20 protein-coding genes are annotated in these 25,200 nt (G+C 64.1%); 13 read left to right on the top strand and 7 right to left on the bottom strand.

Going from position 1 to position 25,200, the window contains the following annotated elements:
- Positions 1-73 precede the first annotated feature (73 nt).
- A complete protein-coding gene (locus ACP691_RS06050; protein ID WP_426198610.1) occupies positions 74-2,551 on the top strand; it encodes a TonB-dependent siderophore receptor in 2,478 nt (825 codons plus the stop codon).
- Between the two features lie 128 nt (positions 2,552-2,679).
- Here ACP691_RS06050 and ACP691_RS06045 read toward each other — a convergent pair whose 3' ends face one another.
- Positions 2,680-3,987, bottom strand: coding sequence for a dihydrolipoamide acetyltransferase family protein (locus tag ACP691_RS06045; protein ID WP_426198608.1), 1,308 nt, complete (start codon positions 3,985-3,987; stop codon positions 2,680-2,682).
- A 3-nt stretch (positions 3,988-3,990) separates the two neighbouring features.
- Entirely contained in the window at positions 3,991-6,069 is a 2,079-nt protein-coding gene (locus ACP691_RS06040) for an alpha-ketoacid dehydrogenase subunit alpha/beta (protein WP_426198606.1), read from the bottom strand.
- 123 nt (positions 6,070-6,192) lie between these two features.
- Between ACP691_RS06040 and ACP691_RS06035 the strand changes: the two genes are divergently transcribed.
- Together ACP691_RS06035 and ACP691_RS06030 are read left to right on the top strand one after the other, a co-directional pair.
- Positions 6,193-6,663, top strand: coding sequence for an Lrp/AsnC family transcriptional regulator (locus ACP691_RS06035; RefSeq protein ID WP_426198604.1), 471 nt, complete (start codon positions 6,193-6,195; stop codon positions 6,661-6,663).
- Positions 6,664-6,674: 11 nt separating this feature from the next.
- Entirely contained in the window at positions 6,675-6,998 is a 324-nt protein-coding gene (locus tag ACP691_RS06030) for a hypothetical protein (RefSeq protein ID WP_426198602.1), read from the top strand.
- A gap of 314 nt (positions 6,999-7,312) precedes the next feature.
- Here ACP691_RS06030 and ACP691_RS06025 read toward each other — a convergent pair whose 3' ends face one another.
- A complete protein-coding gene (locus tag ACP691_RS06025) occupies positions 7,313-7,933 on the bottom strand; it encodes a TetR/AcrR family transcriptional regulator (RefSeq protein WP_426198600.1) in 621 nt (206 codons plus the stop codon).
- A gap of 134 nt (positions 7,934-8,067) precedes the next feature.
- Between ACP691_RS06025 and ACP691_RS06020 the strand changes: the two genes are divergently transcribed.
- The 8 genes from ACP691_RS06020 (at position 8,068) to argE (ending at position 16,061) form a co-directional block, all read left to right on the top strand.
- Positions 8,068-9,444, top strand: coding sequence for an aspartate aminotransferase family protein (locus ACP691_RS06020; RefSeq protein ID WP_426198598.1), 1,377 nt, complete (start codon positions 8,068-8,070; stop codon positions 9,442-9,444).
- A 255-nt stretch (positions 9,445-9,699) separates the two neighbouring features.
- A complete protein-coding gene (locus tag ACP691_RS06015) occupies positions 9,700-10,686 on the top strand; it encodes an ABC transporter substrate-binding protein (protein WP_426198596.1) in 987 nt (328 codons plus the stop codon).
- Positions 10,687-10,696: 10 nt separating this feature from the next.
- Positions 10,697-11,500: an ABC transporter permease gene (locus ACP691_RS06010; RefSeq protein WP_426198594.1), complete on the top strand. Its 804-nt coding sequence runs from the start codon at positions 10,697-10,699 to the stop codon at positions 11,498-11,500.
- Positions 11,488-12,321: an ABC transporter ATP-binding protein gene (locus ACP691_RS06005; RefSeq protein ID WP_426198592.1), complete on the top strand. Its 834-nt coding sequence runs from the start codon at positions 11,488-11,490 to the stop codon at positions 12,319-12,321. Before ACP691_RS06010 ends, ACP691_RS06005 begins: the two co-directional genes overlap by 13 nt.
- Before the next feature lie 140 nt (positions 12,322-12,461).
- Positions 12,462-13,790: a flavin-containing monooxygenase gene (locus ACP691_RS06000; protein WP_426198590.1), complete on the top strand. Its 1,329-nt coding sequence runs from the start codon at positions 12,462-12,464 to the stop codon at positions 13,788-13,790.
- A gap of 2 nt (positions 13,791-13,792) precedes the next feature.
- A complete protein-coding gene (locus ACP691_RS05995; RefSeq protein WP_040262632.1) occupies positions 13,793-14,224 on the top strand; it encodes a RidA family protein in 432 nt (143 codons plus the stop codon).
- Positions 14,221-14,898, top strand: coding sequence for a DUF1028 domain-containing protein (locus ACP691_RS05990; RefSeq protein WP_426198589.1), 678 nt, complete (start codon positions 14,221-14,223; stop codon positions 14,896-14,898). Before ACP691_RS05995 ends, ACP691_RS05990 begins: the two co-directional genes overlap by 4 nt.
- A complete protein-coding gene (gene argE / locus ACP691_RS05985) occupies positions 14,895-16,061 on the top strand; it encodes an acetylornithine deacetylase (protein WP_426198587.1) in 1,167 nt (388 codons plus the stop codon). The genes ACP691_RS05990 and argE overlap by 4 nt, the downstream gene beginning before the upstream one ends.
- Before the next feature lie 139 nt (positions 16,062-16,200).
- On the opposite strand, the gene ACP691_RS05980 is transcribed toward argE, so the two are convergent.
- Entirely contained in the window at positions 16,201-17,142 is a 942-nt protein-coding gene (locus tag ACP691_RS05980) for a LysR substrate-binding domain-containing protein (RefSeq protein ID WP_426198585.1), read from the bottom strand.
- A 239-nt stretch (positions 17,143-17,381) separates the two neighbouring features.
- On the opposite strand from ACP691_RS05980, the gene ACP691_RS05975 reads away from it, so the two are divergent.
- Both ACP691_RS05975 and ACP691_RS05970 read left to right on the top strand, forming a co-directional pair.
- Positions 17,382-18,875 carry an aldehyde dehydrogenase gene (locus tag ACP691_RS05975; protein WP_426198583.1) on the top strand — a complete coding sequence of 498 codons (1,494 nt, stop codon included), beginning with the start codon at positions 17,382-17,384 and terminating at the stop codon, positions 18,873-18,875.
- A 68-nt stretch (positions 18,876-18,943) separates the two neighbouring features.
- Complete coding sequence (locus tag ACP691_RS05970) at positions 18,944-20,530, top strand: GMC family oxidoreductase (RefSeq protein ID WP_426198581.1); 1,587 nt, start codon at positions 18,944-18,946, stop codon at positions 20,528-20,530.
- Here the strand turns inward: ACP691_RS05970 and ACP691_RS05965 are convergent.
- The 3 genes from ACP691_RS05965 to acnA form a co-directional block, all read right to left on the bottom strand.
- Entirely contained in the window at positions 20,527-21,252 is a 726-nt protein-coding gene (locus tag ACP691_RS05965) for a transporter substrate-binding domain-containing protein (protein ID WP_426198579.1), read from the bottom strand. The genes ACP691_RS05970 and ACP691_RS05965 overlap by 4 nt on opposite strands.
- A gap of 100 nt (positions 21,253-21,352) precedes the next feature.
- Positions 21,353-22,405 carry a lactonase family protein gene (locus tag ACP691_RS05960; RefSeq protein ID WP_426198577.1) on the bottom strand — a complete coding sequence of 351 codons (1,053 nt, stop codon included), beginning with the start codon at positions 22,403-22,405 and terminating at the stop codon, positions 21,353-21,355.
- A gap of 46 nt (positions 22,406-22,451) precedes the next feature.
- Complete coding sequence (gene acnA, locus ACP691_RS05955; RefSeq protein WP_426198576.1) at positions 22,452-25,127, bottom strand: aconitate hydratase AcnA; 2,676 nt, start codon at positions 25,125-25,127, stop codon at positions 22,452-22,454.
- Positions 25,128-25,200 lie beyond the last annotated feature (73 nt).

Genomic DNA, 25,200 nt, shown 5'->3' with positions numbered 1-25,200 from the left:
TTTTTGCGCCTCGCTTGGCAAAGAAGGCAGAGGGCCTGATGGCAGGCCCACCTGACCACCAAGGACGTTCCCGATGTCTCGCATTAGCCCTCGCCGCCCTGCCCTGCAACCCTTGCGCGCCGCCCTGCGCGCCAGCTTCCTTGCCGCGCCCCTGTTGCTGGCACAGCCTGCCCTGGCGACATCGGCAGCCGCCACCAGCGCCGCGCCCCTGGAGTACGCAATCGCAGCAGGGCCTTTGTCCAGCGCGCTCAGCAGCTTCGCGGCCCAGGCGGGCATCCTCCTGGCCGTGGACGGACAGCTGACCCAAGGCAAGCAAAGCCCTGGTCTGCGGGGCAGCTTCAGTGTGGACGCAGGCCTGGCTCGCCTGCTCGACGGAACGGGCCTGGCCGCGCAACACGATACCGGAGGAGGATACCGCCTGGCGCCTATCGCGGCCGAAGGCGCTGTTACCCTGGGGACGACCGCCGTGCAAGGGTTTGCCCTGGGCAACGCCCTGGGCAGCATGGAAGGCTATAACGCCACCCACAGCAGCGTCGCCACCAAGACCAGCATGCCTCTGGCCGAAACCTCGCAGACCGTCTCGGTGGTGACCCGACAGCAGATGGACGACCAAGGCTCGCGCACCGTGGCCCAGGCGGTACGCTACAGTCCAGGCGTGATGAGCACCCCTTACGGCGCCACTACACGCTATGACTACGTGGCCCTGCGCGGCATCAATGACGGCTCGGTAGACAACCTGTTCATCGATGGCCAGAAAATGCTCGGCGACAGCGGCACCTACAGCAGCCTGCAGGTAGACCCCTGGTTCATAGAGCGCATCGACATTCTCAAGGGGCCGTCTTCGGTGCTGTACGGGCGCAGCCTGCCCGGCGGCCTGGTCGCGCTGACCACCAAGAAGCCTGAATTCCAGAGCCATCGTCGCCTGGAGCTTTCCTATGGCAGTGACGACGAACGCCAGGCGGCTCTGGACTTGACCGGCCCGTTGAACGAGCACGTGGCCTACCGCCTCGCCGGCGTGGCGAAGAAGGCGGGCAACCAGGTCGACGGCGTGGACGAAGAGCGCTACGCCTTGATGCCGTCCCTGACCATCGACCTGGCCGAGGAAACCCGCCTGACCCTGATGGCCATGCTGCAGCATGACCCTTCCAGCGGTTATCACGGAGGCTTGCCGGCCGCCGGGACGGTGACTTCCTATAACGGCCAGCGCATTTCCCGCGGCTTCTTCGAAGGTGATGAGGATCTGGAACGCTTCAAGCGCGACCAGCAGATGCTGGGCTATCAGCTCGAACATCGTTTCAACGACGTGGTGTCAGCGCGGCAGAACCTGATGTACGTGGACTCCAAGGTGGACTCGCGCCAGGTCTACCAATACGGCTACACCACTGCCCAAGGCGACCTGTACCGTGCCTACACCGGCGCCAACGAGGCGCTGCATGCCTGGAGCCTGGACAACCAGCTGCAGTTCGAATTCGATACCGGCTGGCTGAGTCATACGCTGGTCACCGGCCTCGACTACCAGCGGCGCTGGGCCAAGGTGGACTACGACGCCGCCGCCAATAGCCTGACCTCGAGCAACCCCTACACCGGCTACACGCCACCGGCTGGGGTCCTGACCACCCACCAGTACGATGAGAGCCGCCAGCTCAAGCAAACCGGCCTCTATGTTCAGGATCTGGTCAGCCTGGACCGCTGGCGCTTTTCACTCGGCGCTCGCCAGGATTGGGTCGACGTGGCGTTCCAGCACACCCAGGACGCTTACTACGGCGATCAGTCCGATAGCAGCAAGGACAGTCAGTTCACCGGCCGGGTCGGGGTGCTATACGCCTTCGACAACGGCATCTCGCCCTACGTCAGCTATTCGGAATCCTTCAACCCCAATACCACCAGCGCCTACAACCAGACCGCCACTGGCTGGAACCTGGCGCTGCTCAAACCCACCAAGGGCAAGCAGTACGAAGCGGGGATCAAATACCAGCCACCCGGCACGGATGACCTGTACACCTTTTCGGTGTTCGACCTGAAGCAGTCGAACCTGGCCAGCAAGGACTCCAACGAAAGTTTCTACCGGGCGGTGGGCGAAATAACCTCCCGCGGCGCCGAACTGGAGGCGCGACTGCGCCCCATGGACAACCTCAACCTCATCGCCAGCTACACCTACCTCGATGTGGAGTACAGCAAGGACTTCGTCGGCACCGCGGGGCTGAACAACCGTGGCAACACCCCTACCGCCGTGGCCCGCAACATGGCCTCAGCCTGGGCTGACTACCAGTTCACCGGAGGCGCCCTGGCAGGCCTGCAGTTGGGCGCAGGCGCTCGTTACTTCGGCCGCAGCTGGGCGGACGCGGAAAACACCCTGCGCATCCCCGCCTACACGCTCTACGACGCCCTGCTCGGTTATGACCTGGGCCAGGTGGGCCTGAAGGGGGTCGAGGTGAAACTCAACCTGAACAACCTCACCGATGAGAAATACGTCGCGGCCTGCAATAGCCTTTACCAATGCTATTACGGGGAAGGCCGCAACGTCATGGCTACCCTCAGCTACGACTTCTGAGGAAACTGAAATGAACCCTTGAGGTTGAAAATTCATTTTCACGGGCTCAGCTCAAAGCCTTTCGCTGGCTGGCGCCAGCTCCCACCGTGGGTTCTCGCGCTCCAAGGCTCCTTTGCCTGGTACTTGCACTAGATCGAAGGCTCGTCCTTCCAGCCTTCGATCACCTCCACGAATCGCTTGAGCCAGGCGTTGGCCTGGCTGCCATCCAATACCCTGTGGTCGATGGTCAGGGTGATGTAGGCTCGCGGCCTGGCTTGCCAGCTTTCCACCCCGTCCACTTCCCTGATCACTACTCGCTTCTCCACCGCCCCTACGCCGAGGATGGCCGACTGTGGCTGGTTGATGATGATAGGCGTTGCCAGTAGCGTACCGGACACCCCGTGATTGGAAATCGTGAAGGTGCCGCCTTGCAGGGCCGCGCGTTGCAAGCGCCCGGCGCGGGCGGCTTCGGTCTGGGCCTGCAGCCGTCGGGCAATTCCGAGCAAGGACAGTTCCTGTACCCGATGGATGACCGGCACCACGAGCCCCTGGTCACCCAGGGCGGTGCCTACGCCGATATTGATATCCTCGAACAGCTCCAGCTCGTCGGCATGCCAGCGGCTGTTCACCGCGGGCGCGGCGGCCATGGCCTGGGCAGCGGCGGCCACGAAGTAGGCGGTGAATGTGAGGGCAGTGCCCTGCTCGGCGAAACGGGCCTTGTGCCGCTGGCGGTGAGCGATGATGGCGCTGAAGTCCGCCTCGACCATGGCGGTGACATGGGGCGCCGTGCTGACCGAGCGCTGCATGTGCTCGGCGATGGCCCGGCGCATCGGGCTATGGGGTATGCGCGCGGCCACGCGAGGGCTGTCCTGGGCCACGCCTGGCCCTTGCTCATCGGGCCTATGCGATGTCGGTGCCGGCTGGTCGGCTGCTTGCCCGGGCTGGCCGAGCTTGGCCAGGGCAGCGACCACATCGGCCCGCGTCAATCGGCCACCCCGGCCAGTGCCCTTGCCTTGAAGCTCGGCCGGGTCCAGGTCATGGTCGGCCAATAATCGTCTTACCGCCGGGGACAATCGGGTTTCCAGCTCGCTTGGTCCGGCGACGCGGTCGACCCCGTCCTTCATCGCAGGCGCATTCGAAGCGGCGCTTGGGGCCGTATCTGCGCTCGCCATCACATTCAACGGCCCCTGGGTAGCATCCGCCGCCGACGCGCTGCTCACATGACCCAGCACAGCTCCTGGCGCCGCCGCCTGGCCTTCTTGCAAGGTGATCTGTAGCTGGCCAGCACAGGGCGCGCACACCTCTACCACCACCTTGTCGGTCTCCAGCTCCGCCACCGGCTCATCCTGGGCGACCCGGGCGCCGGCGGCCTTCAGCCAGGTGCGCAACACCGCCTGGGTACCTTCCTGTTGCAGTGGCGCGACTATGGACTGAAGGTTGAGTGTCAGATCGTTCATGGCTCAAAACTCCAGCAGTTCGTCGATCTTGGCCTGGATGCCCGTGACCGACGGCAGCACCTGTTCCAGCAAGGCGGGATGATGGGGGCTGGGAATGTCGGGCATGGTGATCCGTGCCACCGGGGCGTCGAGATCCAGGAAAGCCTGGTCGGCGACCACGGCGGCGATCTCGGCACCAAAGCCAGCGGTGCCCAGGTCCTCATGAACGATCAGGCAACGGTGGGTCTTGCGCACCGAGGCCAGCACGGCATCCCGATCCCAGGGCATCAGGGTGCGCAGGTCCAGCAGCTCGACCGAACGCCCCTGCGCCGCCGCCTGGCAACGCTCGACCATGGCCCCCCAGGTGACCACCGTGATGCCGTCGCCGTCGAGCACCCGGCGGGCCTGGCCGAACGGCAGCACGAAGTCGTCACCCGGGTAGCAACGACGAGCCGAGGCCGCGTCGAGCATGGCGCGGTGCTCGAAGAAGACCACCGGGTCGTTGCCGCGCAAGGCGGCGCGGAGCAAGCCCACCGCATCCTCAGCGTTGGACGGCACCGCCACCTTCCAGCCTGGGGCGTGAACGAACTGCACTTCGTTGGTCTGGCTATGCCAAGGGTCGCCGCATTTGAAGAAGCCACCGGCGATGCGCACCACCATGGGCGCGGCGAAGCGGTTATGGGTGCGCCAGCGCAGGGTCCCGCAGTCATTGAGCTGTTCCACCGCGGGGTCGGCATACTTACGGAACTGAATCTCCGGCACCGGGACCAGGCCGGCCAGGGCCAGGCCCACGGCGCGGCCAATGATGCCCTCCTCCGACAGGCTGGTGTCGAATACCCGTTCGGTGCCGTGCTTTTCCTGCAGGCCCAAGGTGACCGCATGCACGCCTCCCTTGGGCCCGATGTCTTCACCGAAAAGCATCACCCGCGGGTTGACCGTCAGCTCATGATCGAGGGTGCGGCGAATGGCCGCCACCATGTTGACACGCTGACCTTCCGGCTTGGGCTCGGCCTGGGCAGCCGGCGGCAGGTAGCCCTCAGCCCATTGCCCGCCCCGCTGCTGCAAGGCTCCTTCGTAGAACACATGCTCGGTGACCTTTGCCGGATCGCTCAGGAGCCGGGCCTCGGCCTGCTCGCAAGCCAGGCGCACGGCTTGTTCAGCCTCGGCTTGCAGATCGTCCCACGCCTTGGCGGTGAGTTGGGCCGGCACCAGGAAATCCCGCAGTCGCGGCCAGGGGTCTCTGGACCATTCTCGCTTCACCGTTGCCTCGGACTTGTATGCCTGGGTGTCCTGGAAGCTGTGGCCCTCCAGGCGTGGCACGGTCAGGCGCAACAGGCACGGCCCCTTGCGCGAACGCACATGCTCCACCGCTTCGGCAATCAGCCGAGCGCTCTGCTCAGGCTGAGCGCCGTCGCCCGACAATACATGCAGGCCCTGGAAGCTGGCCAGGTTGCGGGCGATATCGCCACCAGGGGTCTGGAAGGTGGACGGTACCGAGATGCCGAAGCCGTTGTCCTCGATGTAGAACAGCATGGGCAACTGCTGGGTAGTGGCCAGGGTCAATGCCGACCAGAAACCGTTAGTGGCCACCGAGCCGTCGCCACCCAATACAACGCTGATCGCCCGCTCGTAGCCGGGCTCTTTCAGCACTCGGGCGCGATATTCCAGGGCCTGGGCCCAGCCGGCGGTAGGCGTGTACTGAGCGCCGACACCGCCGCACATGGGCAACGCCGAGACACCACCGGGGTTGGGGTAATTGAACACTACCCCGATGTCGCGGCCGTCCGAATAGCCACCGGCCCTGGCCATGGACGAACCCAGGGCATCGGCCAGGTCCACCCCCAGAGCCAGCAGCAACGGCCGTGAGCGGTAGTAGCCACAGGCGGCGTCGTGAGGGTCTGTCAAGTGCAGCCCGAGCAGGATCTGCGCCATGTCATGCCCACGGGCGGAGAACTGGTACAGCACCTTTTTCTGCGGCACCAGGGTGGTTTCTTCCAGGGCGTCCAGGCTGCGGGACACGTTCATCAGGTAGGCCACACGGCGCCAATCCGGGGCTGGGGCGGCAGCAGGTTCGAGCGAGGCATTGCGCTGTAGCACCGTCATTTTGTTGTTGTCCTTGAACGGGGGTACGGGTGCAACCATGCTAAGGACGGCCCAGGAGAATAGGCTTTTTATTTTTCCCGTTTTCGGGCAGATTCGAGCATGAACCTGTTCGCTGAGCCCCCTATGAATAATAAACATCAGCCAGACCCCCACTCAGCGAGAATTCTCGCCGCGCTGCAGCAAGACGGCCGCCTGTCCGTGCAAGACCTGGCCAATCGCATTGGCCTCTCAACCACACCTACCTGGAAACGTCTCAAGGCCTTGGAGCAGGCCGGTGTGATCCAGCGCTACACCGCCGTGGTGGACCGGGCGCAAGTGGGCCTGGCCACCTGCGTGCTGGCGGAGGTCAATCTGTCGCGCCATGTGGAGAATGTGGTCGAGGAATTCGAAGCCGCGGTACGCGACTGCCCGACCATAGTCGAGTGCTACAGCACCACGGGGCAGGCCGATTACGTGCTCAAGGTGGTCACCCCGGACATCGCCCACTACGACGCTTTTCTGCACCAGGTGATCTTCAAGCTGCCTGGCGTGAACGACATCCGCTCGGCCGTGGTATTGCGGGAGGTGAAAAGCCACGGCCCACTGCCGGTCTAGGAGACTTGCCCATGCCCCATTATCCCACCACGCCCGACGGTCGCTATTTCGTCGTGCGCGGGCGCCTCTGGCGCTGCAGCAACCCGGCGCTGCCAGAGGAAGAACGACAGCGCCTGGTCAAGGCGCTGATGGATGGACGCCGCGCCGTGAAAAGCGCCAGGGTGGCCAATGAGCCCGTTGCGCTGAAGGCTGCGCGGGCCCAAGTGAACGCGGCCAAGGTGGCCCTCGGCGAACGTGGGCCCGTGTGGTGGACCGATGGCGCCGAGGACTTCAATCGGCGGTTGGTGGGGAACACGCCTTATAGCGCGTGGCATGAACAGTTGAGCCAGGCATAAGGAAAAGACGAGACAGTCAACGGACATTAGCCATCCGGTAGACAACGCCGCGATCTCGCTTACTGCTCGAACTGCCCGCGCCAGCAGGCTATAGGCCAGGATGCCGCTGACACCCTGGACGGCGACGAACCAGAGCGCGGCGGCATTGCCCTGGCAACCGCGGCCGCCCGGTACCTCCCGGTCAGGTCGTCTCCCGCCTTCCTGAGCAGGAGCCACGCCCATCTGGACAGTAGATAGTCAGCCGACGCGATAATGACAACCCACCCTTGCTAGCTTGCCTGGAAATGGCCGGCCCTTATTTCGGCGACCGAGACTCACGGGGCGAGCAGGCCCCGACATAGCAATTCGAACACAGCGCGCATGTGCGCCGCATGGGCGGCACGGTCCGGCGCCGCCTCGGTGGCCAGGCGGATGAAGGCCAGGTTGGCGTATTGATTGAATACGGTGGCAGCCACCTCCACCTGTGCGTCTTCGGCAACCAGGCCCAGCCCCTGGAAGTGGGTCAACAACGCTTTCGCTTCTTCTACCACGGCGGCGTTCCAGGGCTGAAAGATGTCCGCCAGCTCCCCTGTGAACAGGTAGGGCGCAAGCTCCCGCCATAGCGAAGCGGGCAGCGCGCTCAATTGATAACGGGTCATGGACTGCTCGAGGTCGCATAGCGCCTCCACGGGGTCTCGGTAGTCCGCCAGCCTTTGCCGAAAGTCACGCACGGCCTGCTGGTCCGGCTCGCTGATCAAGGCCAGGAGAATCTGTTGCTTGGAGCCGAAGTAGTTGACCACGGTGGGTGCAGACACGCCCGCTTTGCTGGCGATGTGCTCCAAAGTGGCATTGGCGAAGCCCCGCGCGATGAAGACCTCGCGGGCTGCGGCGGCAATCTGTTCGCGCCGCTCCTGCTTCTGGCGGGCGCGCAAGCCGGGTGTTGGAGCAGTAGGCATGGGCAGCTCGAATCAAAGGGAAGACGAAGGATAAGCCAAATTCTTTGCATCTAAAAATATTTTCTTTACAAAAATATTTTTAGATGCAAAGAATTCTGAGCGCTCGGCCCACCGCCCACTATCCTGGAGTCCCTATGGAACACTTCGCCAACAGACGCACCACCCAAGCCTACCAAGCCCTGGACGCGGCCCACCACATCCATGCCTTCGTGGACCAGAAAGCCCTGAATGAAGCCGGCCCACGCGTAATGGTCAAAGGGCACGGCCTGACCCTTTGGGACAACGACGGCAAACGCTACCTGGATGGCATGTCCGGCCTGTGGTGCACCAACCTGGGCTATGGCCGCCAGGATCTGGTCGCTGCCGCCAGCGCCCAGCTGGCGCAACTGCCGTACTACAACATGTTCTTCCACACCACCCACCCGGCGGTGGTCGAACTGTCGGAACTGCTGTTCAGCCTGTTGCCAGGGCACTATAGCCACGCCATCTACACCAATTCCGGCTCCGAGGCCAATGAGGTGTTGATCCGCACCGTGCGTCGCTACTGGCAAGTGATGGGCAAGCCGGAAAAGAAAATCATGATCGGCCGCTGGAACGGCTACCACGGCTCCACCTTGGCCGCCACGGCGCTTGGGGGCATGAAGTTCATGCACGAAATGGGCGGGCTGATTCCGGACGTAGCCCATATCGACGAGCCCTATTGGTACGCCCACGGCGGCAATGTTTCCCCCGAGGCCTTCGGCCTGCAGGCGGCACGGCAACTGGAAACCAGGATTCTTGAACTGGGCGCCGAGAACGTAGCGGCCTTCGTGGCAGAACCGTTCCAGGGCGCGGGCGGCATGATCATCCCTCCGACGTCCTACTGGCCGGAGATCCAGCGCATCTGCCGCCAGTACGACGTTCTGCTGTGCGCCGACGAAGTGATCGGTGGCTTCGGTCGCACCGGAGAATGGTTCGCCCACCAGACCTTCGGCTTCGAGCCTGATACTTTGTCCATCGCCAAAGGCCTGACGTCCGGCTACGTCCCCATGGGCGGACTGATTCTGTCCAGGCGCATGGCGGACGCTCTGGTCGAACGCGGCGGCGTGTTTGCCCATGGCCTCACCTATTCCGGCCACCCGGTGGCGGCAGCGGTAGCCATCGCCAATCTCAAGGCCTTGCGCGACGAGGGCGTCGTCGAACGGGTTAAACAAGACACGGGGCCCTATCTGCAGCGTCGCTTGCGCGAGGCCCTCGCCGAGCATCCCAACGTTGGCGAAGTACAGGGGGTAGGCATGGTCGCCGCGCTTCAATTCACCGAGGATAAGGCCACCCGCAAACGCTTCGATAACGAAAGCGACATCGCCTGGCATTGCCGGACCCTGGGCTTCGAGGAAGGCATCATCATCCGTTCTACCCTGGGAAGAATGATCCTGGCCCCAGCCCTGGTAGCCACCCATGCCGAAATCGACGAGCTGGTGGACAAGACGCGGGTCGCCGTAGAGCGGACCGCCGAGCATTTCGGGCTTTGAGGCTGGCTGGGGCTGGCTTGGCGCAGGCGGTCGGCCCGTGAGCGCTGCCAGGCAAGCGAACTTCTCTCGCCTCGCCAGCCCCGTTAGCTTTTTCCTCGCCCCAGGCCACAAATTTAATAATTTTCCTCAGCATACCTTTAAGCCACCATCGACTCGTCCTACCTGCAAAGGCTCACCAGAAGCCGAGCCCGCCACGCTTTTCGCTTCCTGCCCAGACAATTCGAACCCCTCTTCTGTCGATCTCGGGAGTGATCCATGGTCCATTCATTCGTTTCTCGCTGCGGCAAATCCCTGGCCTGCGCCGGCCTGCTGGCCGCCAGCATCGCCAGCGCTCAGGCTGGCACGCTGTCTATCGGGCATACCACCTGGGTCGGCTACGGCACGCTCTACCTGGCCAGGGACCTTGGCTATTTCAAGGAGCAAGGCCTGACGGTGGAACTGACAACCATCGAGGAAGCTTCCATGTACATGGCCGCCCAGGCGTCCGGAAAGCTGTCCGGCTCGGCTTCCACGCTGGATGAAATCCTCAAGTACCGCCCGCAGTTCTGCTTCAAGGCCGTGGCGGCCCTGGATGAAAGCCATGGCGGTGACGGTATTGTGGTAGGCAAGGAGGTGAACAGCCTCAGCGACCTGAAAGGCAAGGCAATCGCCGTGAACGAAGGCTCGGTATCGCAGTTCTGGCTCAGCTACCTGCTCAAGGACGCCGGCATGCAAATGAGCGACCTGAAGGTCCAGAACATGACCGCCGACGATGCGGCTACCGCCTTCATCGCCGGACGAGTACCGGCCGCGGTGACCTGGGAACCACACCTGTCCATGGTACGCAGCAAGCAGCAAGGCAAGGTGCTGGTGGACAGCAGCACTACCCCAGGCGTGATCGTGGACGTGGTTGCCCTGAGCTGCGACGTGATCGACAAGCAGGCGGGCGACGTCAAGGCTCTGGTCAATGGCCTCTACAAGGCGGTGCAGTACACCAAGGATCATCCCGACGAGGCCTACGCCATCATGGCCAAGGGCGTTGGCGGCTACCTTGCAGACCCCAAGGAACTGGCCGCGGCCGCCAAGGGTGTGCGCTTCTATGACCAGGCGATGAGCGAGAAGCTGCTTGGCAGCGTCGGCCAGCAGGGCGACGCCGCCGGCGTGATCAAGCTTGCCAACGAGGCGGCCAGCGCACTCCAGGGCAAGACGTTCAACGTCAGTTTCGACGATCTGGTCGACAACCGCTTCGTCACGCCCAAGTAAGGAGCCTGCCATGTCCAAGCGATCCTCCTGGATCAACCGCTGCGCCACCCCCAAGACTGCCTTGCCCGCCCCGGTAGTCTGGGGTGCCAGCGCCCTGGCCTGGGCGCTGATGATCGGCCTGTGGGCCGGGCTGTCCTACGGCGGCGTGGTGCCCGCCATGTTCTTGCCCACGCCTGGCGCCGTGGTGGATGCCGCCTTGCGCCTGTCCCGGGACGGCGCCCTGGGCGAGCACGTATGGGCCAGTGTCGAAGTGGTGATGGTCGGGTTCATCCTGTCCTCGGTGGTAGCGGTCCCCCTGGGCTTGCTGATGGGCAGTTTCCGCGTGGCCCAGGCGTTCCTGGAGCCGGTGGTGAACTTCATTCGTTACCTGCCGGTGACCTCCTTCGTGCCGCTGTTCATCCTGTGGATCGGCATCGGCCTGGAGCAACGGGTCTCGATCATCATCTTCGGCGTGTTCTTCCAGCAACTGGTGATGATCGCCGACGTATCCCGCGGCATATCCAAGGACCTGGTGGACGCCTCCTACACCCTGGGTTCCAGCCGTCGGGATGCCCTGGTGCACGTCATCGCTCCAGCCTCGGTGCCGGGGATCCTCGACACCTTGCGGGTGACCATGGGCTGGGCCTGGACCTATCTGGTGGTGGCTGAGCTGGTGGCCGCCTCCAGCGGCCTTGGCTACCTGAGCCTGAAGGCCATGCGCGGTTTCCAGGTAGATGTGATCTTCCTCGCCATCGCGGTGATCGGCCTGCTCGGCCTGATCACCGACCAACTGTTCCGACTTCTTCGCTTGAGGGTAGCAGCATGGGCTCAATAACCGCCGCGACCGACCGGCTCACGTTTCCCACGCAAGCGCCCGCGCCAGGTGCCGCCACCTGCCTGAAGGTCGAAGGCGTCAGCTTGCGTTACCCCACCCCCGACGGCGGAGAATTTTACGCGCTGGAAAACGTCTCCCTTGAAGTGAAGGAGCAGCAATTCGCCGTGCTGGTGGGGCCTTCGGGCTGTGGCAAGTCCAGCCTGCTCTACCTGACGGCGGGACTTGCCGAAGCCAGCTCCGGGCAGATCCTGGTCAATGGCCGTCCAGTGGACGGCCCGGGCCCGGACCGGGGCATGGTGTTCCAGGCCTATACCCTGTTCCCTTGGCTGACCGTACGGCAGAACATCGAATTCGGGCTCAAGCGGCGCAAGGTCGGCGCGGCTGAGCGCAAGGAGATGGTCGAGCATTACCTCAACGAGGTAGGCCTTACACGCTTTGCCGACAACTATTCCAAGCAGCTGTCCGGCGGCATGAAGCAGCGGGTGGCCATCGCGCGGGCCCTGGCCAACGACCCTCAGATACTGCTTATGGACGAGCCCTTCGGTGCGCTGGACAGCCAGACTCGTCTGCAGATGCAGCAGTTGCTGCTCAAGGTATGGGAACACAGCAAGAAAACCGTGCTGTTCGTTACCCATGATATCGATGAAGCCATTCTCCTGGGCGATCAGATCTTCGCCATGGGCGCCCGCCCTGGGCGAATAAAGCAGGTACTGAATGTGCCTATCGAGCGGCCGCGTCATCTTGATATGGTGATGGACCCCAGCTTCATTGCCATGAAAAAGAGCATCTTCCATTTATTGCATGATGGCAACGCGCATTAAACCCGGCTTCATGGCACAGCCACAACTTATCGATACTTAGCTTAATCATATACAACGTCCAGCTTAATACTATTTTCCCTCGGTGGCGGCATCTCTTAGTCTGGCCTTGTCGAAATCGGCTACTCCACGGACACTTGAACATGAGCTTGGATAAAACTGTCGTAGATACTCTGATAGTGGGCGCGGGCCAGGCGGGCGTGGCCATGAGCGAACACCTGGGCAAATTGGGCGTGCCGCACCTGGTGCTGGAGCGCAGCCGCATCGCCGAAGCCTGGCGCACGGGCCGCTGGGATTCGCTGGTCGCCAACGGCCCGGCCTGGCACGACCGGTTTCCCGGCATGGAATTCGCTGAGGTGCACCCGGACGCCTTCGCTGGCAAAGATCAGGTGGCCGAGTATTTCGAAGCCTACGCCCGACAGATCGAGGCCCCCATCCGCACGGGCGTTGAAGTCAAGAGCGTGATCCGCAATCTGGGCCGTCCCGGCTTCACTGTGCACACCAGCGCCGGCACCCTGCAGGCTGAGCGAGTGGTCGCCGCCACGGGGCCCTTCCAGCGGCCAGTGATTCCGGCCATCGCGCCCCTTGATGAAAAGCTGCTGCAGTTGCATTCGGCCCACTACCGCAACCCGCAACAGCTGCCCCCTGGAGCGGTATTGGTGGTGGGCGCCGGCTCATCCGGCGTGCAGATCGCCGACGAACTGCGCGCCGCGGGCCGACAGGTGTATCTCTCCGTCGGTGCCCACGACCGGCCACCGCGCGCCTACCGTGGACGAGACTTCTGCTGGTGGCTCGGCGTGCTCGGCGAGTGGGATGCCGAGGTGCGCCAGCCAGGGCGCGAACATGTGACCATCGCGGTCAGCGGCGCCCACGGCGGCCGCACCGTGGATTTCCGGGCCCTGGCTCATCAGGGCATCACCCTGGTCGGCGTTACCGAGGCGTTCGATCAGGGCGTGGCGCGCTTCGCCCCGGACCTGGCCGACAACCTGGCCCGTGGCGATGACAACTACCTGGCCCTGCTCGACGCCGCCGATGCCTATATCGCCCGCAATGGCCTGGACCTGCCCGAAGATCCCGAAGCGCGGCGCCGCTACCCGGACCCGCCTTGCGTAAACCAACCGCTGTCGAGCCTGGACCTGGCCGCGGCCGGGGTCGGCACCCTCATCTGGGCCACCGGCTATGCAGTCGACTTCAGCTGGCTGCAAGGCCTCGGCCTGGATACGGCGGGCAGGCCAGTGCATCAGCGCGGCCTGTCCAGCGAACCTGGCATCTACTTCGTTGGCCTGCCGTGGCTGGCGCGGCGTGGCTCGGCCTTCATCTGGGGTGTGTGGCATGACGCCCGCCACATTGGCGAGCACATTGCCAAGCAACGCAAGTACGAAGCCTACCGCGGCGGTCCTCAATGCGTGGCTAGTGCCGACCCGGCCGAGGCGCCTCTCATGTTGAAACGTTCAGCCGTAGCAGGAGTGTGACCATGGCGCAGCCAACCCATACCCGGATTCGCATGTTCAACACCAAGGACACCTACCCCAACCAGACCCTGGACAATGACCTGTGCCAGGCCGTGCGAGCCGGGAATACCGTGTATGTGCGCGGCCAGGTAGGGACTGACTTCGAGGGCAACCTCGTCGGCCTGGGCGACCCCCGCGCCCAGGCTGAACAAGCCATGCGCAACGTCAAGCAACTGCTGGAGGAAGCGGGCAGCGACCTGAGCCACATCGTGAAGACCACCACCTACCTGATAGACCCGCGCTACCGTGAACCGGTGTACCAGGAAGTGGGCAAATGGCTCAAAGGGGTCTTTCCCATTTCCACCGGCCTGGTGGTTTCAGCGCTAGGCCAGCCCCAGTGGCTGATGGAAATCGACGTGATCGCGGTGATCCCGCAACAGATGGAGGCTAGATGACCTTTTCCATAGTCGCGCGCTGCGCTGAAACCGGCCAGCTGGGCGTTGCCATCAGCTCTTCGAGCATCGCCGTGGGCGCGCGCTGCCCTTGGCTGCGCCCGGGGGTGGGCGCGGTGGCCAGCCAGAACATCACGTTGCCGGCCCTGGGTCCTGAGGTACTGGACCAGTTGCAGGCCGGCCTGGCGCCGGCCGAAGCGGTCGATGCGGCGCTCAACCGCAATGGCTACAGCCAGTACCGCCAGCTCACCGCCATCGACCATCTGGGGCGCACCGCTCACTTCAGTGGTGGACAAACCTTGGGTACCCATCATGCCGTGGCCGGGGAGCAGTGCGTAGCCGCCGGCAACATGTTGGCCGATGCCGCAGTGATCGTGGCCATGGTACAGGCGTTCGAGCGGGCTGAAGGGCAACTGGCCGACCGACTGCTGGCAGCACTGAAGGCCGGCCAGGGCGCGGGTGGCGAAGCCGGTCCCGTCCATTCGGCCGCGCTGGTGGTGGTCGGCGAGCTGACCTGGCCCATCGTGAACCTTCGGGTCGATTGGGCCGACCAGCAGCCTATCGCCGAGCTGGCCCGGCTGTGGGCGGCATATCGTCCGCAACTGCAGGACTATATCGACCGTGCCCTCGACCCCTCCAGGGCGCCAGGCTATGGCGTACCCGGAGACGACAGATGATCGCGATGCCCTTTGACAGCCGGGGCCTGCTCGAGCGGTTGGTGGCCTTCGATACCACCAGCCGAGCGTCCAACCTGGCGCTGATCGATTTCATCGAGCGGTACCTGGCAGGCTTCGGGGTAACGGTGCAGCGGGTATACAACGCTCAGCGCAGCAAGGCCAACCTGTTCGCTACCTTCGGCCCCGGCGATCGCCCTGGCATCGTGCTTTCCGGCCATACCGACGTAGTGCCGGTGGAGGGTCAGGCCTGGACGCTACCACCCTTCGAGCTCACCGAGCGCGACGGCCGCCTCTACGGACGCGGCACCGCCGACATGAAAGGCTACATTGCGTGCGTCCTGGCGTTGGTACCGAAGCTGGTCGGCGCATCCTTGCGGCTGCCTGTGCATGTCGCCTTATCGTATGACGAAGAGGTAGGCTGCCTTGGCGTACGCGCCCTGCTCACCGCCTTGGCCAGCCGACCGGTGAAACCCATGCTGTGCATCATCGGCGAGCCGACCGGGCTCACACCAGTACTCGGCCACAAGGGCAAGCTGGCCATGCGTTGCGAGGTTCATGGCCATGCCTGCCACTCGGCCTATGCGCCCCAGGGCGTGAACGCCATCGAGTACGCCGCGCGGTTGATGACAGAGCTTGGCCGCATCGGCGTGGAACTTCAGGCAAAGCGGGACCCGCGCTTCGACCCGCCGTACAGCACCGTGCAGACCGGAGTGATCAGCGGCGGCCAGGCGCTGAACATCGTGCCTGAGGATTGCCGTTTCGACTTTGAAGTGCGCGCCCTCCCCGACCAGGACCCGACCCAGGTCAGCGACCGCCTGCAGGGCTATGCCCAGTCCGAGCTGTTGCCGCGCATGCGCCAGGTAAGCAGCCAAAGCACCATTCGATTCACCCCTTTGTCGGCCTACCCGGGCCTGGCCACCGATCCGCATAGCCAGGCAGCGATGCTGATCGCACGGTTCTGTGGGTCCGATACGTTCAGTACCGTCGCCTTCGGCACTGAAGGCGGGTTGTTCCATGCCGCGGGAATTCCCACGGTGGTGTGCGGGCCCGGCAGCATGGAGCAAGGCCACAAACCCGACGAATACGTCAGCCAGGACCAGCTCGATGCCTGCGACCTCATGCTGGAACGGGTGCTGGCCTATGCCTGCGAAAGCGGGGCCTGACGCTGCGAGGCTGCGATTTGACTCCTCTCGTTCGCCGTGGGCGTTGTTCGGCGAAGTAGGCATTCACGCCGGTGGGGGTCGGCGCTAGCTGACGAACTTCTCCTTTCTGATGCCATGCTCGAAGGGCATCGATCGAGGGCTATGGTATCTGCACTGTCTCTTGCACATGGCCCCGCCCCACCGCCGCCAGTTCCCTCTGGCAATGGTCCACGAACAGCTGCGCCGGCTTGGTCAGCTGGCTACGACGCAGCCAGGCGGCGGACAGGCCGGAACCGGTGACGGTTTCCGCCAAGGGCACGCACACTACCCGCCTGCCATCGTAGGCGAACTCCGAGAAAGGCTTGGTCACCAGGATAGAGAAACCGAACCCTTGGGCCACCATGCCTCTGACCATTTCAATGGAAGGTGAACTGAACAGAATGTGGGGCGTGAGCCCCTGCTCCTGGAAGATGCTCACGAAGTAGTGGCGACTGGGAAGTACGTCGAGGAGGATCATCGGTTCCAACACAAGGTCACTGAGCGATACCTTGGCCTGCTGGGCGAAGCGGTGCCCCTCCGGAAGCAGCGCATGGGGCTGCTGTGGCGGCATCAACGAAACGGTTTCGATGGTAGCGTCCAGCTCGTGCTCATAGAGAATGGCCAGGTCGATGCTGCCGGCGGTGAGGGCCTGTACAAGTTCCTGTTGCTCACCGTCGCGAATGCGAATTTCGACCCCCGGCCAACGATCACGAAAGCCGGCGATCAGCCTGGGCAGGTAAAGGGGCGCCACGGTTTCGAAGCAACCGATGTCGATCTGCCCTGCTACCACATCGTTGTCGGCCAGGGCGTTCTGCTCGAATTCATGGGCGACTCGCAACAGCTCCAATGCCTTGCGATAGAAACGGGAGCCGCTTGGGGTCAGTGACATGCCCTGGGCATGGTGGCGAATGAACAACTGCACACCGAAACTTTCTTCAAGTTGCTTGATGGCGGTGGAGACCGAAGGCTGCGCGATATAGAGCTTGCGCGAGGCTTGCGCCACACTGCCGCATTCTACGGTGGCGATGAAATACTTGAGTTGGCGAAGATTATAGGCCGCCATTTCAACTCCCAGACAGGGCAACGAAAACGTACAGCGATTCTAGGCGTGCCTGCGGCCGGGTTAAAGTTTTAAATCGGCTTGCGCGCAGCCAGGGTCTTTTATAGTGCAGGCGCACCCGGAAAGTGCGTACTGAAGAGCATTTTTATTGTTCTTCAATATATTTTTAATATTTTATCCGGCCACCTCGTTGCGCCAATATTTCGCTAGCGATCCATTGACTCGAGAGGATAGTGAGCCTGATGAAGCACGCAGACTGGCAACGCCTGGCCAAGAACCAGGCCTTCATCGATACCGCCCTGATTGGCGGACGTGCTCGAACTGCTGCCGATGGCCAAACCTTCGATGTGATCGACCCGGCCACTGATCGCCTGTTGGCGCGCGTGGCCGCCTGCGGTGCGGCCGAAGCAGACGAAGCTGTCAGGCTAGCGCGCCGTACCTTCGAGCAAGGAACCTGGGCGAACAGGCCGCCTCGCGAGCGCAAGGCCGTACTCCTCCGTCTGGCGGACCTGCTGATGGCGCATCGCGAAGAACTGGCCCTGCTCGACGCCATGAGCATGGGCAAGCCGGTCATGGATGCCTACAACCTGGACGTGCCTGGCGCGGCCAGTGTCTTGGCCTGGTACGGCGAAGCCTTGGACAAGCTCTACGATCAGGTGGCGCCTACCGCCCGGACGGCCTTGGCCACTATTACCCGAGCTCCACTGGGTGTGATCGCCGCGGTGGTGCCCTGGAACTTTCCGCTGGACATGGCCGCCTGGAAACTGGCTCCGGCCCTGGCCGCTGGCAACAGCGTGGTGCTCAAGCCGGCGGAGCAGTCGCCTTTCTCTGCCCTGCGCCTGGCCCAGCTCGCCCTGGAGGCCGGCGTGCCGGAAGGCGTGCTCAGTGTGCTGACCGGCCTGGGCGAGCAGGCCGGTCGTGCCTTGGGGATGCACCCGGACATAGACGCCCTGGCCTTCACCGGGTCCACCGCCGTGGGCAAGCTGTTCATGCAGTACGCGGCCCAGTCCAACCTGAAGCAGGTGTGGCTCGAATGCGGTGGCAAAAGCCCCAATCTGGTCTTCGCCGACTGCCAGGATCTGGACCTTGCCGCTGAAAAAGCCGCCTTTGGCATTTTCTTCAACCAGGGCCAGGTATGCTCAGCCAATTCGCGTTTGCTGGTGCAACGCGAGATCCATGATGAGTTCGTCGCTCGCCTGGCCGACAAGACACGGCAGTGGCAGCCCGGCGACCCGCTGGACCCGGCCAGCCCCATGGGCGCGATCGTCAACGCCCGGCAGACCGAACGCATCCTCGGCTACATCGCGGGGGCCAAGGCCAGCTCGGCGCGGCTGGTCACCGGCGGGGAACAACTGACCATCAATGGCTCGAACAACTTCATCCAGCCCACCATCTTCACCGACGTCAGTCCACGGCAGGCATTGGCCCAGGAGGAGGTGTTCGGCCCCGTGCTGGCGGTGACCGCCTTTGACCATGAGGATGAAGCCGTGGCCCTGGCCAATGACCATATCTACGGGTTGGCCGCCTCGGTGTGGAGCGACGACCTCAACCGCGCCCACCGCGTGGCCGGGCGCTTGAACGCTGGCACGGTTTCAGTGAACACCGTGGATGCCCTGGACGTGACCGTGCCCTTCGGCGGCGGCAAGCAATCGGGCTTCGGTCGCGACCTGTCCCTGCATTCGTTCGACAAGTACACCCAGCTCAAGACCACCTGGTTCCAGTTCCGCCAAGGCTGACCTCGGGGTTATCCCCCGGCCTTGCCGGCCATGAGCGGCCGGTACCGATCATCCAGCAGGAGCGCCGAATGGACACATTCGACTACATCATCGTGGGCGCGGGTTCGGCCGGCTGCGTGCTGGCCAACCGCCTGAGCGCTGACCCCGGCACCCGTGTATGCCTGATCGAGGCGGGCAGCCACGACAACAACCCGCGCATTCAGACGCCGGCCGGCACCATCACGCTCTACAAGAGTAAAACCTATAGCTGGAATTTCTTTTCCGCGCCCCAGAAAGGCCTGAACGGGCGGAGCCTGCACACGCCCCGAGGCAAGATGCTCGGCGGGTCCAGCTCCATGAACAGCATGATCTACATTCGTGGCCATGCCAGCGACTATGACCGCTGGGCCGCCGCCGGCTGCCCTGGCTGGGACTGGAACAGCGTACTGCCCTACTTCAAGCGCTCCGAGCGCAACCTGTTGGGGCAGAGCTCCGAGCATCATGGTACCCAGGGCGAGCTGTGCATCGATGCGCCCAAGGACCCGAACCCGGTGTCCCGGCTGTTCGTGAAGGCAGCCGAACAAGTGGGTATCCGGCGCAATGACGACTTCAATGGGGCCACCCTCGAGGGGTGCGGCCTTTATCACCTCACCCAGAAGGACGGCAAGCGCCTGTCCAGCTTCCGGGCCTTCGTGCAGCCCATATTGGATCGGCCGAACCTGACGGTGCTTACGGATTGCAAGGTGCTGTCGCTTGCGCTGGAAGGCCGGCGGGTCACTGGCGTCAATGGGGTACGCGCTGGCCAGGCACAAACCCTCGGCGCGGCGCGGGAGGTCATTCTCAGCGCGGGCGCCCTGGGCAGCCCCCACTTGCTGCTGGCCTCGGGGATCGGCCCTGAAGAAGAGCTCAGGGCCGCGGGCGTGGCGACGCGTCACCACCTGCCTGGCGTCGGCAAGAACCTCCAGGACCACCTGGACGGCCTGGTCACCGTTCGCTCCAGAAGCCCGCTGACCCTGGGTTTTTCCCTGGGCGCGCTACCGAGCATCCTCAGCGCGCCCTGGCGTTACCTGCGCTCGCGCAAGGGCTGGCTGACCACAAACTATGTGGAGGCTGGCGGCTTCGCCCGTACCCCATTGGCAGAAGACATACCCGACGTCCAATTCCACTTCGTTCCCGGCTATCGCAGCCATCGTGGTCGACTGTTCGAGTGGGGGCATGGTTACGCCGTGCACACCTGTGTATTACGGCCCAGGAGCATTGGCGAGCTGCGCCTGCGGAACGACGGGCACCTGGCCATCGATTTCAACTTCCTGGCCCATCCTGAGGACGCCCAGGTGCTGGTGGAAGGTTTGAAACTGGCACGCAAGGTCCTGGCCGAGCCGCTGTTCGATGGCATCCGGGGCAAGGAAATGCTCCCCGGCGAGCATGTTCGAACCGATCAGCAATTGCTCAGTTATATCCGGGAGCATGCCGCCACTGTGTTCCACCCGGTAGGCACGTGCAAGATGGGCCAGGACCCGCTGAGCGTGGTCGGCCCCGACTTGAAAGTCCACGGCCTCGAAGGCTTGCGCGTGGCGGACGCCTCCATCATGCCGACCCTGGTCAGCGGCAATACCAACGCGCCCTGCATCATGATCGGCGAGAAGGCTGCGGCCATGATCCTGCAGGCAGGCTAGGCCCGCGCACAGCGAGGGTCTTGCCCGCTGCGCTCCAATCCTGCCGCTACCGTACCGTCTGCCACCTTGCGCCGGGCGAAATCGCGCACATAGGCCGCCGCCGCGTCCCGACCCCGCGGCACGGCCATGGCCTGACGGATACTGGTGAAACTGTCCGGCAGCACCCGCAGGCCAGGCTGGGCAGCGGCGACCTCGGCCAGGGGCTGGCGGACTCCGGCGGCGGCCTCCAGGGCTCGCTCCAGGAACAGGTCCACGGCAGCCGCGGAGGTGTCGGCGCGCTCCAGGCCCGCTTGCTGCAAGCTGCGGCTGAGGAACAGGTCGTAGGCGGCCCCCTCCCCCACGGCGATACGTACGCCTGGCCGATCCAGGTCAGCTACGTGCTGGAAGGGCGCCTCTTGCCGCACCAGGTAGGTACCCTCGATGATCACGTAAGCTTCGCTGAAGCTGATCTGGGCCTCGCGCACCGGCTCGATGGCCAGAAACGCCAGGTTCCACGCTTGCTGCTCCAGGGCCGCGAACACTTTGCCGGCGGCATCGAAGGTAATCAGGTTCAAGCTCACATCCAGTTCCCTGGCCAGGGCGGTGGCCAGGTCCACGGAAACACCGGCTGGCCGGCCATCCGCGCCACGCTGGGCCAGCACGGGATTGCCGTAGTTGATGGCCGCGGTCAGCACGCCAGCTGGGGCCAACTGGTCCAATACAGTGGTTGAACGGTCGAGCATGAGAATCTCCAGAGTTGATCAAGGCGCCGTGCAGCCGCCCGCTGGCGTTTGGATGACATTCGGCGCTCCTGTCCGAATGCCAATTCTTGTCATAGCTGACTTACCTGGAAAACACCATGCACACCGGGCTGCCCACGGCCTGTCGGAAGCCGGTGGCGCTCAGTGCTCCGGTGTCCGGGTTTACCGCGAAGGCCACCAGGGTGTCGCTGTCCTCGTTGAGGGCGAAGAGGAAGCGGCCGTTAGGGGTCAGGGTGAAAAAACGCGGTGTCCTGCCGCCGCTGGACATGAACTGGCATGGGCTCAGATGTCCGCTGACCGGGTCGATTACAAAAACCGCCAGGCTATCGGCGCCCCGGTTGGAGGCATACAGAAAGCGACCGCAGGGAGAGACTTCAACTTCGGCGGCGCGGCTGTTACCCGTGTAGGTATCAGGTAACGACGGCAACACTTGCAGGGGCTCAAGCGCGCCATTGCGCGGATCGAAGCGATAAGCGGTGAGGCTCGAGTCGAGTTCGTTGACCGCATAGGCAAACTCGGCCTTGGGGTGCATTGCGATATGCCGGGGCCCGGCGCCTTCCCGAGTGAGGGTGAAGGGCACCTGGGCCGGGGACAACCGGCCGCCGTCGAAGCGGAAGCTGAAAATGCGGTCAAGGCCCTTGTCTGGCACCAGGACGAAGCGACCCGAAGGGTCGAATGGATTGAAATGAGGCTTGGCGAACGGCTGCTCCACCCGGTGCGGCCCGATAGGTCCTTCCAGGATCACCTGCTGGACCAGCTCACCCAGGCGACCGTCCTCGGCCAGCGCCAGCACCGCGAGGGTACCGCTGATGTGGTTGGAGATCAGCAGATAGCGCTCGCTGGGGTCCAGTGCCAGATGCACCGGGTTCTTGCCATGGCAGCTCTGCCGGTTGAGCAGGCTGAGGCGGCCGCTGCCAGGCGCTACCGTGAAGGCACTGACCTCGCTCTGGTCACCGTGCACCGTGTACAGCCGCGTACCGGCACGGTTGAGGGCCAGAAACGAGGGATTCACCAGACCCTCGACGAGTTGGATCAGGCCCAGTGTGCCCTGCTCTTGATCCACGCGGAAAACGGTGATGCCGTCGCCGCGGGCGTTGCGTTCGCGAGTGGTGCGTGAACCGACATAGGCGTACATGGAAAATTCTCGTGAGGGAATGGAGGAGGCCTGTAGTGCCGGCCGCTCAGGCAGTAAGCGCTACCACCTTGCGGACCACATAGGGCAGTACGCCCCCGTGGCGCAGGTAATGAAGTTCCTGCTGGGAGTCGATAGGCAACTGCAGGGCATGTTCACTGTACTGTCCAGCGTTCCGGCTCACCCTGAGCCCCACCGTGTTCAGGCCTACAGTGAGCTCGTCCAGTCCGAGGAAGTCCAGTTGCTCCTGCCCGGTGAGCTGGAGGTCCTCGGCGCTGGCGCCAGCCGGAAACAGCAAAGGGAACACCCCCATACCGATCAGGTTGCTACGATGGATGCGCTCGATGCTCCGGGCCACTACGGCCTTGACGCCGAGCAGCGCCTGGGCCTTTGCCGCCCAATCCCGGCTGGAGCCGGCACCGTAGTTGATGCCGGCGAACACCACCATGGGCGTGCCCGCCCGGGCATGGCTTTGCGCGGCCTCGAACAATGGCAGGCACTGGCTGTGATCGGCATTCCAGGCCCAGGCGCCCAGGCCCGGCTGGGCATCGCCCAGCAGCAGGTTCCTCACCGAGCGGTTGGTGAACGCGCCACGCAGCATCACCTCATGGTTGCTGCGCCGGGTCGAGTACTGGTTCAGGTCTCGCGGATCTTCGCCCCGTTCCAGCAGCCACTGGCCGGCCAGGCTTTCGGCAGGAATGGCGCCGGCGGGCGAGATATGGTCAGTGGTCACATTGTCGCCCAAGAGCAGCAGCGGTCGAGCGCCCGTAATCGCCAGGGTGGAGGGCGGCGCCGGTGGCACCTGGACCAGATATTGCGGTCGCCGCAGGTAGGTGGATGCCGGGCTCCAGGGGAAGCGCACGCTGCCTTCGGCCGAAAGCGCCTGCCAATGATGGGTTCCGTCCCAAAGCGTGGCCAGCCGCTCCCGGAAGAACCCTGGCTGCACCACCCTGGCCAGCTCGCTTGCCACCTCGGTATCGTCCGGCATCAGGTCAGCCAGGTACAGTGCGTTGCCTTGAGGATCCTTGCCCAGCGGCTCGGTGGTCAGGTCCAGATCGATACGCCCTGCGATGGCATAGGCTACGCACAGGGCTGGGGAGGCCAGGTAGCCGGCCGGCACCTTGGGGTTGACCCGCCCTTCGAAATTGCGGTTGCCTGAGAGTACTACCACACCCTTGAGGCCCTGGTCGGCGAAGGCTTCCACGCGCGGTTCCAGTTGCCCGGAGTTACCGATGCAGGTCATGCAGCCGAAACCCGCCAGATCGAACCCCAGCGCGGCAAAATCCTCCAGCAGGCCAGCGGCGCCCAGGTAATCGGCAACCACCTGCGAACCGGGCGACAGGGATGTCTTTACCCAGGGCTTGCGGGTCAGTCCCAGGCGCTGAGCCCTGCGGGCCAGCAAGCCGGCCTGGATCATCTGCGCCGGGTTGGCCGTGTTGGTACAGCTGGTGATGGCGGAAATCACCACGGCGCCGTGCGTGATGGGCTCGGCGAAGGCCGGTTCGAAGAACTCACGGGGCGCGGGGCCGGCGATCAACCGCCCGCCTCCGAGCACGCCCTCCTTGAAAGAGGCCGCGGCAGCGGACAGGGGCTGCCGCTGGTGAGGCTGATGGGGGCCGGCCACGCTTGGCTCGATACTGGCCAGGTCCAGTTCGATCAATTCGTCGAAGCGTGGCTGCGGCAGGTCATCCCGACGCCACAGTGGCTGCGCACGCATATAGGCCTTGACCTTGTCGAGCAGTGCCTGAGGCCGGCCGGTCAACTCCAGGTAGGCCAGGGTTTCGTCATCGAAGGGAAAGAACACTACGGTGGCGCCATACTCTGGCGCCATGTTGGCCACGGTTCCGCGCGCGGCCCAGCTCAAGCCGGACAGGCCCGGCCCGGTGAATTCCACGAATTTCCCTACCATCGGGCGCTGCCTGAGCACCTGGGCCACGTGCAATGACAGGTCGGTGGCGGTAACGCCGGGGCGCAGGGCGTTGGTCAGACGGATACCGACCACCTTAGGAAAACTGATCGGTACCGGCTCGCCGACCATGGCCGCCTGCCCTTCCAGGCCGCCCACCCCCCAGCCCAGAACGCCGATGGCATTGATCATGGGGGTGTGACTATCGGTCGCGACCATGTCATCCGGATGCAGCAACGGCTCGCCTTCCGCGGTGCGCCCCTCCCATACCACCTGGGCCAGGGCTTCCATGTTCATCTGGTGGATGATCCCGGTGCCCGGGGGAATCACGCCGAAATTGGAAAGGCTCTTCTGCGCCCATTTGATGAAGCGATAGCGCTCGGCGTTGCGACGGAAATCGATATCCAGGTTGTCCTCCACCGCGCCAGATTCGGCGTACCGCTCGACAATCACCGAGTGGTCGATGGTCAACACCGCCGGGATCATGGGGTTCATGGCCTGAGGGTCGCCGCCCAGCTCGGCGACCGCGTCACGCATTGCGGCGAAGTCGGCCAGGGCCGGCAGGCAGGTGGTGTCGTGGAACATCAGGCGGTTAGGCAGGAAGGGCACCTCGCAGTCCTGCCCATGGCCTTCGGCCCGAGCCAGCACCGAGGGTAGCGCTTGTGGCGAACAGCGCGCCACATTCTCGAGCAGGATGCGAATGGCATAGGGCAATGTCGAAAGTACCTCGGAGCGCACCAGCTTGTTCAGGTCGACATAGGCATAACGTTGGCCGTCCACCTGCAAGTGGCTGGTCAGGGAAGCAACAATCTGGGTCATCGGCAGGCTCGTCAGGGCTGGATGTCCGCCCGGTCGGCGAGCGGTCTTTTATGGCCGCATGGTAGAGCCAGGC

Source organism: Pseudomonas sp. DC3200b2 (genome assembly GCF_049895785.1).
Classification (GTDB): Bacteria; Pseudomonadota; Gammaproteobacteria; order Pseudomonadales; family Pseudomonadaceae; genus Aquipseudomonas; species Aquipseudomonas massiliensis.
Note: the sequence above shows the minus strand (reverse complement) of the source record. Positions and strands in the feature narration are given on the sequence as shown.